Here is a 12,604-nt window from a genome sequence, read left to right on the forward strand (position 1 = left end):
ATATCCGGCAGGCTCGTCTGCATCTTCGCAGGAACAACGACCCGCAAAGACCCACCACGAAATTCAGAGTCCAGCTTTTGACCGGTTCTCAGGAGCGTGACAGATTTCGGTTTCGTGACTCCGATGATAAAAACCACGCCGTTCTCATCCGGCAGCGAATAATAGATGTTGCCGCGTTTCGTCGTGAAATTCTGCGTTTTATCCAGCGTGGGCAATGGCGCATCGAGGTCGACATCGTAGACCGCCTCGCGGGAATGTTTCATCCACTCGGCCATTTCATCGCAGACCTCGTAATACCACTCCATCATTTCACCGTTGCCGCGCGGCGGAATATTGACCAATAGGTTTCCACCCAATGAACGGCAGCGCACCAGTTCCGTCAGCAGTTTATTGGTGTCCCAGTGATTGTCTTCGCACTCCACGCCATAATGCCAGTTGGGGGTAAACCGGTTTTCCGATTTAATGCAGAGTTCCCACCACCAACCGGCCTCATTGGTCACCTTCACGTTCTCGCTCTCGCCGTGATGCATGCCTTCCGGCGTGGCAATCAGGCCGCGCGCCACGAAGATATTGGGCTGGAGTTGGGCCAGCTCGGCCGGGGTCATGATGCTGTTACCGTCCCACCACATCATGTCGATCGGGCCATAGTTGCTCATCAGCTCCCGGACCTGCCCTTCCGACTCGGCCTTCTCCGCCGGGCCGCTGCCGGCCATCAGAGGTGTCATGGGGGTGGAGGCATCGACCTTTTCATGCCTGTAGTTCATCCGGAAGTCCTTTCCGGGCGGATGCATGAACTCGCGGTTCTTGTAGTCGTAGTGCCAGTTCGGGCCGGAATAATACATGCCGATGCGAAGTCCATTTTTGCGGGCGGCCTCGACATAGTCCCGGATCAAGTCGCGGCCGTTCATCTGCTCGCCGGTATCCCAGGTTCCATACTCGCTCGGCCAGAGGCCATAGCCGTCGTGATGGCGTGCGGTCAACACCGCATACCCGAACCCCGCTTTGGCCGCGGCGGCCAGCCAGCGGTAGGGATCATAGTGTTCCGGATTCCAGGTTTCGGCCACGGCAAACATATCCTCGGGCAGGATCATTTCACGCCCCGCCCTGGCCTTTGCCGCCGACCAGACCATCGCCCACGCATCGCCGTTGTTCGGCTCAACACTCGCCGGCCCCCAGTGCAGGAACAGCCCCAGCCCCGACTTGCGGAACCATTCCCATTCCGGATGCGCCGCGGCATCGATCTCTTTGCCCCGCAGCTTCTGGTGCAGGTTTTTCCTGGCCCATGCCTGCACCTCGGCCTGCGTTTTTCCCGCCCACGGGCGCGCGCCGGTCGTTTGCTGCTTCGCCTGCTCCAGTGCAAACGGGTCTTCCGCCAAACTCTTTTCCGCCCGGGCTCCCAAAGCCAGCAGCAACGCCCCCGCAGCGATCCCGGCAACTACATTCCGTTTTTTCATTCCGATGATATCCTCAATTCAAATTTTCGTTTTTCAGGCGATAAAATTCATGGCCGTTCCATTCGCGCGAATCCCGTTCGTCCCCGCCTCACAAGCGGAATCAGTTCGTTCATGGTCTGGACGTTCAACCGCAGTGGCCGCATCCCAATCAGTCGCAGTCGCCTGCGCCCCCATGCCCCAGCCAACTTACACCCAATTCAACGTTTGCCAATCGAGCGTTTGAGGGATGCCCCGAATATTCGTCTTTTCGCCGGCGGAGCTTGCCAGGTCGCGATTGCGCTTTCAGCGCGAGCGCGAACTGCCGCCCCGAACCGGGCGCCGTTTCACTTCACCTACCCCTTGCATGACTTTCCCGCGTTGGGTATGTTCCGCGCAGGTTTTTGAATTTTTGAAGGAGTTGGACATGAAGATTTTGGTAGTAGGCAACGGGGGGCGCGAACATACGCTGGCCTGGAAACTGGCGAACGACAGCGCGCAACCGGAACTATTCTGCACACCGGGCAATGCCGGAACCGCCGCCTTGGGCACCAACCTCGATTTCGGCGCAACCGACCTCGACGGCATCCGCGGCTGGTGCGCCGCAAACCAGCCCGACCTCGTGGTGATCGGTCCGGAAGCGCCCCTTTGCGCCGGACTGACCGACCTGCTCGAAGCCGACGGCATCCGCGTCTTCGGCCCCTCCAAGGCCGCCGCCGAGCTGGAGGGCTCCAAGCAGTTCGCCAAGGAAGTCATGAAAGCGGCCGGCGTCCCGACATCCGCCTACGAAACCTTCACCGATCCGGACGAAGCCTGCGCCTACGTTCGCGAGCGCGGCGCCCCGATCGTCATCAAAGCCGACGGCCTCGCGGCGGGCAAAGGCGTCACCGTCGCCGAAACCGTCGAGCAGGCCGAAGCGGCCATCCGCGAAGCGCTCGAAGGCAACGCCTTCGGCGACGCCGGCAGCCGCGTCGTGATCGAGGATTTCCTGGTCGGCGAAGAGGCCTCCATCCTGGCGCTGATCGACGGCGAAAACGTGGTGATGCTCGCCTCGTCGCAGGACCACAAGCGCATTTTCGAACACGACAAAGGGCCGAACACGGGCGGCATGGGGGCCTATTCCCCGGCCTCGATCGTCACCGAATCCGTTTTGAAAAAGGTGAAGGAAGAGGTCTACGACCGCACCTTGGCCGAGCTGAAAAAGCGCGGCATCGTTTACAAGGGCGTCCTCTACGCCGGCCTGATGATCGACCACGGCCAGCCGAGCGTGGTCGAGTTCAACTGCCGCTTCGGCGATCCGGAAACGCAGTGCGTGCTGGCGCGCTGGGACGGCGACATGCTCCCGGCCATCAACGGCGTGATCGACGGCAACCTTTCCGACGACATGATCCAGTGGAAGGCCGACCACAGCGTCTGCGTCGTGATGGTCGCGGGCGGCTATCCGGGCGATTATGCGAAGGGCGACGAAATTCAAAACCTCGACAAAGCCAACGCGGTCGACGACACCGTCGTCTTCCACGCCGGCACCGCCCTCGCGGGCGACCAGGTAGTGACCGCGGGCGGCCGCGTGCTGGGCATCACCTCGCTCGGCACCGATTTGCCGGATGCGCTCGCCAAGGCCTACATCGCCGTGGAAACCATCAGCTTCAAGGGCGCGTTCTACCGCAACGACATCGCCCACCGCGAAATGAAGCGGCTGGCCCAATAGCTTTTTTCACACAATAAGGAGACTCCAGTTATGGCAGCACAGAAAAAACCTACCGTAGCAATCGTAATGGGCAGCAAGACCGACTGGCCGACGCTTGAGTTCACGGTCAAGACGCTCAAGGAATTCGGCATCGAAAGCACCGTCAAGGTGATGTCCGCGCACCGCACGCCGCACGAAGCGGCCGAGTTTGCGGAAAGCGCCGCGAAGAACGGCTACAAGGTCATCATCGGCGCGGCGGGCGGCGCGGCCCACCTTTGCGGCGTGCTGGCCGGGCACACCATCCTTCCCGTCATCGGCATCCCGGTCAAGGGCTGGGCGCTCGACGGCATGGACTCCCTGCTCTCCACCGTCCAGATGCCCAAGGGCGTTCCGGTCGCAACCGTCGCCATCGGCAAGGCGGGCGCCATCAACGCCGCCATTCTCGCCGTCCAGATGATGGCGATCGGCGACGACGCGCTGAAGCAAAAGCTCATCGAATTCAAGAAAACCATGGCCGCGGAAGTTCTCCAGGCCGACGCCGAACTACAAAAGGAACTCGAAGGGTAACGGCTTTCAAACAACGTTCCGGATCGCGGGGGGCCTGATGCAGGCTCCCCGTTTTTTTTTGCCGAAACCGCGCCCGGACGCGGGCTACTTTTTCCAGAAGCTGGGCAGGAACAGGATGAGGACGGTGTAGAGCTCGAGTCGGCCGAGCAGCATGAAGAAGGTGAGAATCGCCTGCCCCAGCGGCGAAATGGCGGAATAGTTCTGCGTGGCACCGACGGCGTTGAGGCCCGGACCGATGTTGCCGAGGGTGGCAACGACCGAGGTGGCGGCCGTTTCGAGATCGGGCGTGAAGAAGGTCATGATGAACGAGCCAACCGCGAAGATCAGCACGAAGATGGCAAAAAAGGCCGCAATGTGCGAGATGATCTCCTGCTCGACGGGTTTGCCGCCCAGCTTCATTTGGATGACGGACGACGGCCGCATGAACAGCTTCATCTCGCGCACCATCTTCTTGAACATGATGAAGACGCGGACGATCTTCATGCCGCCGCCGGTCGACCCGGCGCACCCGCCGATGAACATCATGACCACCAGCAGCAGACGCGAGGCGTTCGGCCATTGGTCGAAATCGGCCGTGCAGAACCCGGTGGTGGTGATGATGGAGGTGGCGGTGAAGGCGGAATCGCGGAAGCAGCGCGTGAGCGGCCCCCAATCGGCATGCCAGATATTGAAGGTGAGAAACAGAGTGGCGCAGGAAAGAAAGATGGCATAGAAGCGGAATTCCGGATCCTGGAAATAGCGCTGCGGCTTGCCGGTGAGCGCGTGGTAGTGGAGCGAGAAATTGATCCCGGCCAGGAACATGAAGACGGTGATGATGGTATCGACGACCGCGCTGTCGTAGGCCCCGACGCTGGCGGAGCGGGTGGAGAACCCGCCCGTGGCCATGGTGCCGAAGGCGTGGCAGAACGAATCGAACCAGTCCATGCCCGCAACTTTAAGACAGAGCACTTCCACCATCGTCAGCAGCGCATAGACGCCCCACAGCAACTTGGCCGTGGTGGCGATGCGCGGCGTGAGGCGGTCCTTGGAAGGGCCCGGCATTTCGGCGCGGTAGATCTGCATGCCCCCCACCCCGAGAAACGGCAGGATCGCCACGCAGAGCACCAGTACGCCCATGCCGCCGAACCAATGCGTCAGCGCCCGCCAAAAGTGGATCCCGCGCGGGATGGCCTCGAGATCGCTCATCACCGAGGCCCCGGTGGTCGTGAAACCGGACATCGTCTCGAACATCGCCGATACCGGATGGTCGATCACCCCCGAAAAAACGTAGGGAAGCGATCCGAAAATCGTGGCCGAAATCCAGCCGAAGGTCACGACGCCGAAGCCGTCGCGCCGCGACAGGTTGATGTCGCCGTGCGTCAAGACGCCAACGACGCCGGCGCAGACCGCGGCAATGAGTCCGGAATAGACCAGGCTCAGCTGGACCTTCAACGGTTCGTGATAGGCCATCGAGATCCCGGCGCACGCGATCATGGCCACCCCGATGACGAGGGTCATGTAGGCAACCAGATGGAAAACCGCGCGTTTATTCATGAGACGTAATCCGTAATGCGTTCATTGGTGTCCTGTCGCGGCTTCCTAAAGAAAAATGGCATGGATCTTTTTCACCGCATCGGGGTGGCAGAAGATCAACACCCGGTCGCCGGCTTCCAGCTGGAGATCGCCCGTGGCCGTCAGCACATCGTTTTGGCGCATGACCGTCGCAATGATCGCGGTGCTGGGCATCTTGATTTCGCGGATGCATTTTCCGTCGATCTTGCCGTTGGCCTCCACGATGACGTCGAGCAGCTCGCCGGGCAGGTTATGCAGCAGCGAAGCGGCCTGGACCTTCTTGGAGCGCAGCCAGTGCAGAATCGCGTTGGCGGTCGAGATGTAGGGACTGACCACGCGGTTGACCAAATAGAGCGATTCCACCACCGGAATAAAGTCGGTGCGCGTAATCTGGGTGGCGGTGAAGGCCGCCCCCTTCTTCTGCGCCATCAGGCAGTTCATGATGTTGCCTTCGTCGTCGCCCGTCAGCGCCACGAACGCGGTTTTGTCGCGCAGGCCGGATTCCTCCAGCGCGCTCTCCGTCAGCGCGTCGGCGCGCAGGATCAGCGTTTTGTTGAGTTCGGCCGAACAGAAGCGCGCACGGTCCTCGTCCTGCTCCAGCAACACGGTGCTGATTTCGTTCTCGATGCACTTGGCCAGCATCAGCCCCAAGTCGCCGCCGCCGGCGATGATCACCTTATCGAACGGCTCGACATCGGGCTGGACCCATTGGAAAAAGGTGGTGATGTCGGGGCGTTTGCCGACGAGGTAGACGAGGTCCTTCTGCTTGAAGACCGTGTTGCCGTGCGGCACCACCAGCTGGTTGTCGCGGCGGATGGCGATGACCCGCACGCTCTGCATCAGGTCGAGCCGGTCGCATTCGGCCGGCGTACGGTCGAGCAGCGGGCTGATCGCGTTCACGCTGAAGCCGGCCACCATCACCTTCCCGTCAAACAGGTCGAACGCTTCGAGCGCGCCGGGCATCTGAAGCATGTTGAACACCTCGCGGGCGCACTCGTGCTTTTGGTTGATCACCAGATCGATCCCCATTTTCTTGAGGTCGTAGTGCTCGGACGCCTTCAGGAAGGCGGGATTGGTGACGCGCGCAATGGTGCCCTTCGCCCCGGCGGCATGGCCGAGCAGGCAGGAGAGCACGTTCACCTCGTCGTTGTCCGTCACCGCAATGAGCAGGTCGGACTTGTCGACCTGCGCCTCTTCCAGCACGCACGGGTTCGACCCCTGGCCATGGACCGTAAGGATATCCAGCCCGGCCTCGGCCTGCGCCAGCGCCTGCGCGCTGGCATCCACCATCACCACGTTGTGCCGCTCTTCACACAGGCGCATGGCCAACTGCCGGCCTGCATTGCCCGCTCCAATAATCACTATCCGCATAGGTTAATCCCCCCGGGAAAGCCGTCGTATATGCGTAAATGGACGGAACTTATCAATAAAAAACCTCAACAACAACCCCGACGGCACTGCGTCCGTCAAGGGTTGCGCCCCCCGGTTGCGCGGCCCTCGGGCGGCCGTCGCAGGTCGCGCCGGGACCGTCGCATTGCCCCGGCCAAGCGGCATTAGAGCTCGGTATAGATGCCGAAGCGGAGGACACACGAATCCGCGAAGACCAGCTCGGCCCGCTGGCCGTCGGCTTGCTGGTTGAAATCCTCGAGATAGGTGTAGGCGACCCCGCCGAACAGACCCCAGCCTTCACCGATGCGGCATTGCAGGTCCGCGCCGGCGTAGGCCCCGAACAGCCACTCCTGATCGGTCGTTTCACCGGCCACCAGTCCGCCGGAATCATAGCTGAACGTACTGTGGATATGCATTGCGGTTCCGCCCGCCGAGGCCACCAGCGCCATCCGCTCGCCCAGGTCCCACGAGAGCGTGGGCCCGAAATCGAAGCCGAGCATGTGGCCGTCGAGGGTGCGCGAAATCATCACCGCGCTTCCCGCGGCGGTGGAGATGGAACGCGTCGGCCCATCGCCGAGCACCGGATTGCCGATGCCGCCGCCGTAGCTACCGTCGAACGGCGCCGAAGGTGCGCTAATGCCGTTGAGGGCATACGCATCGGTGTAGGTTTCGGCCGTGGTCCCCGACCACGCAGCGCCGGCGACGCGCACGCGTTGCCAGCGGGCGGCCAACCGGAACCCGCAGTTGAACGTCTTGTTGCTGGTGAAATTCTGCAACCAGAAGAGCTCCAGTGCCCCGAGGCAGTCCCGATCCGCCGAGTCCTCCGCCGCGTCGATCAGCGTACGGGTGCTGCTCATCCGGATGGTGTCGGTCGCCGCATCGAACTGGGCCTCGTTTTGATAGCCCCAGAAGGTGGTTTCGTTGCCGAAATTGCCCGAGCTGTCGACGAGGTTGTACCCGTCGTCGTAGACGTGGTCGATGCCGGCAGCGGCGGCCCCCGGATCGTTGGCAAACGGCAGCACCACCTGATCCGATTCGAACGAAGCCTGCGTACCGAACGCCGAGCCGATGCCCACCCCCAACTGTCCGCCCCGCGATACGACGGCCACGCAAGCGACCACGAACAAAACCTCTGCCTTCCTCAATTCCCGCTTCATCTTCAAAATCCCCTATGCCTTATTCTGCAAGTTCAATGATCTGGTAGAAACGCGATCCGGCATCGCCCGGGGCGCTCTCGGTGGCCGGCGGCCCGGAATCGATCCACTGCATCCGGTTCACCGGAGCGACCAAGCCCGGATAGACCGTCTTCCACGTGGACAGGTCAGCCGAATACTGGATGAAATAGGTCCGCCCCGGAACGGCGTCGAACTCCAGCAGGAATGCCTGCGCCCCGTCGATTTCCTGCGGCGAACCGTTCAGGCTGAAAGTCCGCCCCTCGATCGCGCTCTGGAGGTCCTCCAGGCTCAACGATGCCGTAATCGTGGCCGAGGGCGTCGTGCCGCGATACGGCGTGTAGTACTGAACCGTAAACTCCTGCACCCCCAGCGGCGCCAGCAGACCGTTCCACTGAATCAGCGGATTGCCCGCCGAATCCGTGCCGGTCGCGTTGCAGACCGTCGCATCGGCCGTCAAATCCGCGATCGTCAGCGTCACCGAATTTGCACGGTGCGAGGCGGATGCGTTGGTCACCGAGACCACCTGCTCAAAGACCCCTATCTGGCGATTGAAGCTCACGGCCCCCACCGCAACGCCCGGCGCGGCCACGACCTGGACGGTGATGGTGGTTTCCACCCAGAACCCGTTCGCATCGGCAACCCGCACCGTGATATCGGCACGGCCGGTCATGTTCGGCGTATAGTCGAGCGCGAGTTCGGTGCCGACGATCGTCGCGGCAACCAGCGCCGGGTTGCTGTTCGAAACCACCGCATAGGTCATCTGGTTGCCGTGGAACAGCTCGGTCAGATCCACCGCGCTGCCGGTTCCGGCGCTGACCACCCCGTTGGTGATTTCATATTGGACATACGGCGTGTTGGCGCTCACCGGCACTTCGATGACGTTCGAGTCGAGACTCGACCCGTACTGGTTGGCGGCGCGCACGCGGTACCAGTAGGTGACGCCGTCCACCAGCCCGGTCACCAGCCCGGCCGTGGATGCGCCGAAGGTATAGTTGCTGTAGACGCCGGTCATGGCCGTGAAGTTGGTGCTTTCGGACACATCGACGAAGTAATGCGTGGCGGTCTCATCGTTGTTGACCCAGCGCGCCGTGAACTGCGCGTCGGTGATATCGACCGCGGACAGCGCCGTCGGCGCCAGGGGCACGGGACGGTAGGTGAAGGCGTTGGCCATCACCACCGTGCCGAAACCGGATTCCACGACCACGGCGCCGTTGGTTTCCACCGGCGGGGCCTCGCCGGAGCGCACGGTGACCGAGTGGATGCCCTGCGAGACAATGTGCGCCTCAACGCCGCACAGCGTCACGCTTGCAATGCTGCTGCCGTCGCCGAGCCACAGTCCGTCGATCACGACCTCGGTGCCGCCGAAGACGGTTCCGTTGTCCGGCGCAACGTTGGTGATCACGCCGACGACATCGAAGGAGTTGGTGGCGCTCGCGGCGTTCCAGTTGCCGTTACCGCTTTGCGTCGCCGCAATGCTGACCGTACCGGCCGCAGTAAAGCCCAGGTTGGTTCCTGCGCTGAGAGCCGCCGGTCCTGCCAGCACCGCGAGCGAGACCGCCATCCCGGAATCCGCCGAAACCGAGAGGCGGAGCGTATTGGTCACCGCTTGGGTGCCGATTGCCGGGAAGAGGATGGCCTGGTCGGCCTTGGCGACGGTCAGGGTGCCGGAAAGGTAGCTGAAGGCATAGTTGGCGGCGCTGCCGTTTGCCGGGGTAATGGCGTAGGTGCCGGCATCGCTGAACGCGTCCGCCGGGCAGGTGGCCGTCGGCTGCGTTTCGAGCACGCCGAGATCTTCTCCTTCGACCCAGCCGCTGAAGGCGACCGTGAATTCCGGGTTGGCTTCGCCGTAGACTTTGGTTTTGTCGTCGGCGGTAACGCTCAGCGTCCGGCGGTTGACGACCAGCGTCACGGTGCCGGATGCACCGGTATAGTTGACGGAATCGGTCGGCGAGAAGGTGTAGGCATACCCGGTGGTTGCCGAGTCCGCAACGGTCGGCAGCAGACCGGGGGCATCAAACGCAAACATTCCGGCAACCCCCTCCCCGGCAAGAGTACTGCCGCTTAGCGGGGTGCCGTAGGTAATCGCAGCGGCGGTGACATTGCTCACGGCCGGAACCGCCCGGGCAATGACCAGGGTGCCCGTGGCACTGCCGCTGTAGACCGGATCGACCACGGTGGCAACCACCTGATAGCGGCCGGCATTGGTCGGTGCGCTCGCGCCGCCGTCGTAGGTAAGCTCAACGGTCAAATTGCTCGGCGAAGTCGTCGCGATCGCGGCGTGTGCCGTGCCGTCGTAGGTATGGGCCAGTGCGCCGAGCGTCACGTCGGCCGGATCGACCACCGGGTCAATGGTCACATGGACCGCAATGGTATTGGTGTCGGAGCCGTCGGTGACCTGAACCGTGAAGGAATCGCTCCCGTTCGCGTTGGCGTCCGGTGTGTAGGTGAACATGGACGGGGAGTTGCCGGTGCCCGCAACCGTAGCCGTTCCGCGGGTCGCTTCGCCGGAGACGGTCCAGCTCAGCATGGCATGGGCGTTCCCGGCGGATGCGCTGAGTGCGGGCGCCGCCCAGGCCGTCGGATGGCCGTCTTCGGACATGGCAACCGCCAGCGGTCCGTCCTGATCGATAACCAGTTGGCGCTCATACGCCCCCAGATCGACGCTGGCGCCGACGAGGCGCGGGTTGCCCGCCAGATCGGTCGAAACCTGCACCAGATCGTTGGACCCCGCATTGATGCACGGGGAATCTGCCGTCAGGCGGAAGTCGTTGGCCGAAACAAACGCCGGGCTGCTGGTGATGCAACCGTTGACGCCGTTGGTTACGCCGTCCGAGGCGCAGGTATGGCGGACGGTTCCGGCGCCGGTCGCATCGTAAACATCCTGACGGTCGCCCGCCGACGAGTTGTTCCAGACAATGGAGTTGTTGAGCGAGCCGCCTTCGTAAAGCATCGCGCCGCCGGCCGTGCCGCCGGCCGAGTTGCCGGAGAGCGTGCAGTTGACGAGCTTACCGCCTCTCACCAGTAAAGCGCCGCCGCCATCTTCGAGGGCCTCATTGCCGGAGAGGGTGCAGTTCAGGAGCGTGCCGCCATCCAGCAGATAGGCGCCGCCGCCGTGGCGGCTCGCGCGGTTGCCGACGAGGGTGCAGTTGACGAGTGCGCCGCCTCGCTCCAGGTACGCGCCGCCGCCATTTGCCGCGGCATACCCGTTGGCCAGCGTGAAGCCCGAGAGCGATCCACCCTTCAGATGCGCGCAGCGTACCGTATTGGATCCGTCGATGATCGTCGCCTCCGGTCCGTTGACCGACTGCACGGTGATGTTGTTGGTGATTTCCAGCTGGCTGGCGAGCTGATAGGTGCCGTTGGTGACCCAAACCCGGCCGCCGTCGCCGACGAGGTCGATGGCCGCCTGGACGGTCTGCTTGGCGGTCGCCCAGCTCAGGCCGTTGTTGCCGTCGCTGCCGCCGTTTGCATCCGCGAAGGTTACGAGGTCTGCCACCGCTGAAACGGTAAAGGTGTTGGTGACGGACGGCGCGGCGTTATAGTTGCCGTCGCCCGCTTGGTTGGCCGTCACTTCAACCGTTCCGGCGCCGGTGAAGGAGAGGACGGTCCCGTTGAGCACGGCCGGTCCGGAGGCTACGGCGAACGTCACCGCATTGCCCGACCCGCCGCCGGTTGCACGCAGTGCGACCGTGTTGGTGGCGAGCTGGTTGCCGAGGGCAGGAAAGTCGATGGACTGGTCCGCCTTGGAAACGGCAAGGGAGGCGGAGGCCGTGCCACTGTTGCCGGACGACGAGGTGAGATCGCCGCTGGTGTTGAGGTGCGTTCCCGACGCAGCGGATACCTCCACCTGAATCGTGCAACTGGCACCGGCAGGCACGGTGCCCCCCGTATAGTTGATTGCGCCGGACCCCGGGACGGCCGTCAGGGTGCCGCCGGTACACGTAACAGCGGCATTGGCGGGCGTCGCCACGACCATGCCGGCAGGCAGGATGTCGGCAAAATCCAGCCCTGTTGCCGTCAGCGTGTTGGCCGTGTTGTCGATCGTAAAGGTCAGCGTACTGCTCTCGCCGTAAACAATGGTTTCGGGAGTAAACTGCTTGGAGAACGCCGGCGGCAACTCGATGGCCAACGAGGCCGAGGCCGGATCGGCGGCCGGCAACCCTTCGTCGGTAAGCGCGCCGGAGACACTGGGGAACGTGCCGGCAACCGCGCTGCTTGACACCAGCAGCTGCACGTCGAACGAGCAGGTGTCGTTGGGTGCCAGCACCCCGCCGGAGAAGGTTAGGAACGAGGTGCCGCGGATCGCGGAGCCCTCGCCGCAGGGCGACGCCGGCAGGCCGGTGGCGACCAGCCCCGGAACGACGCTATCGAGATTGTCCGTAAAGCGGAGCCCGGTCAGGGTGTTGGTGCCGGAATTGGCGAGGGTGTAGGTGAGGATCGCCGAGCCGGCGGGCGTGGCGGGACCGCTGAAGGATTTGCTGAACAGCAGGCCCGTGGAGACCACCAGGTTGGCGCGCGCCGGCTCGCCCCCGACGGCCAGTCCGCCGAGGGTGCCGGTCGGAGCGCTGCCGGTATAGGGATAGACACCGGCAACGGTTTCCGACGGAACGGCGAGTGCAACCCGCAGGGTGCACGATGCTCCGGCAAGCAGCGATGCCCCGGAAACGGTGAGCTGCGTTGTATCGGTTCCCGCCACGCTTCCATTGCCATCGTTCGACAGCACCTCGGTAAAGGTTAGCCCGGGAATCACGGCATTTAGATCGGCGGTGAAGCCGATATCCGAAATCGTCCGGGAGGGATCGAGG

At 63.2% G+C, this 12,604-nt stretch carries 7 protein-coding genes; 2 read left to right on the forward strand and 5 right to left on the reverse strand.

Annotated elements, in window-relative coordinates:
* Positions 1 to 1,454, reverse strand: a 1,454-nt coding sequence (locus tag ABYO54_RS06875; protein ID WP_372807506.1) for an alpha-L-fucosidase, incomplete at its 3' end; no start/stop codon positions are given.
* A 403-nt stretch (positions 1,455 to 1,857) separates the two neighbouring features.
* Here ABYO54_RS06875 and purD point away from each other — a divergent pair.
* Both purD and purE read left to right on the forward strand, forming a co-directional pair.
* Positions 1,858 to 3,138, forward strand: coding sequence for a phosphoribosylamine--glycine ligase (purD, locus tag ABYO54_RS06880; protein WP_372807507.1), 1,281 nt, complete (start codon positions 1,858 to 1,860; stop codon positions 3,136 to 3,138).
* A 30-nt stretch (positions 3,139 to 3,168) separates the two neighbouring features.
* The gene (gene purE / locus ABYO54_RS06885) at positions 3,169 to 3,684 is read left to right on the forward strand and encodes a 5-(carboxyamino)imidazole ribonucleotide mutase (RefSeq protein ID WP_372807508.1); all 516 of its coding nucleotides are present in this window, start codon (positions 3,169 to 3,171) and stop codon (positions 3,682 to 3,684) included.
* A gap of 84 nt (positions 3,685 to 3,768) precedes the next feature.
* Here the strand turns inward: purE and ABYO54_RS06890 are convergent, their stop codons facing one another.
* From ABYO54_RS06890 to ABYO54_RS06905, 4 genes are all read right to left on the reverse strand, one after another.
* Complete coding sequence (locus ABYO54_RS06890) at positions 3,769 to 5,217, reverse strand: TrkH family potassium uptake protein (RefSeq protein WP_372807509.1); 1,449 nt, start codon at positions 5,215 to 5,217, stop codon at positions 3,769 to 3,771.
* Positions 5,218 to 5,262: 45 nt separating this feature from the next.
* A complete protein-coding gene (gene trkA, locus ABYO54_RS06895; protein ID WP_372807510.1) occupies positions 5,263 to 6,606 on the reverse strand; it encodes a Trk system potassium transporter TrkA in 1,344 nt (447 codons plus the stop codon).
* A 182-nt stretch (positions 6,607 to 6,788) separates the two neighbouring features.
* Entirely contained in the window at positions 6,789 to 7,781 is a 993-nt protein-coding gene (locus tag ABYO54_RS06900) for a hypothetical protein (protein WP_372807511.1), read from the reverse strand.
* A gap of 19 nt (positions 7,782 to 7,800) precedes the next feature.
* On the reverse strand, positions 7,801 to 12,604 hold a 4,804-nt coding region (locus tag ABYO54_RS06905), incomplete at its 5' end, for an MBG domain-containing protein (protein ID WP_372807512.1).

Origin of the sequence: Pontiella sp. (assembly GCF_041622395.1) — a bacterium.
Classification (GTDB): Bacteria; Verrucomicrobiota; Kiritimatiellia; order Kiritimatiellales; family Pontiellaceae; genus Pontiella.

Bases quoted from the DNA above. Each gene is read 5' to 3' on its own strand.
- purD (WP_372807507.1), top strand. From the start codon at position 1,858: ATGAAGATTTTGGTAGTAGGCAACGGGGGGCGCGAACATACGCTGGCC.
- purE (WP_372807508.1), top strand. From the start codon at position 3,169: ATGGCAGCACAGAAAAAACCTACCGTAGCAATCGTAATGGGCAGCAAG.
- ABYO54_RS06890 (WP_372807509.1), bottom strand. From the start codon at position 5,217: ATGAATAAACGCGCGGTTTTCCATCTGGTTGCCTACATGACCCTCGTC.
- trkA (WP_372807510.1), bottom strand. From the start codon at position 6,606: ATGCGGATAGTGATTATTGGAGCGGGCAATGCAGGCCGGCAGTTGGCC.
- ABYO54_RS06900 (WP_372807511.1), bottom strand. From the start codon at position 7,781: ATGAAGCGGGAATTGAGGAAGGCAGAGGTTTTGTTCGTGGTCGCTTGC.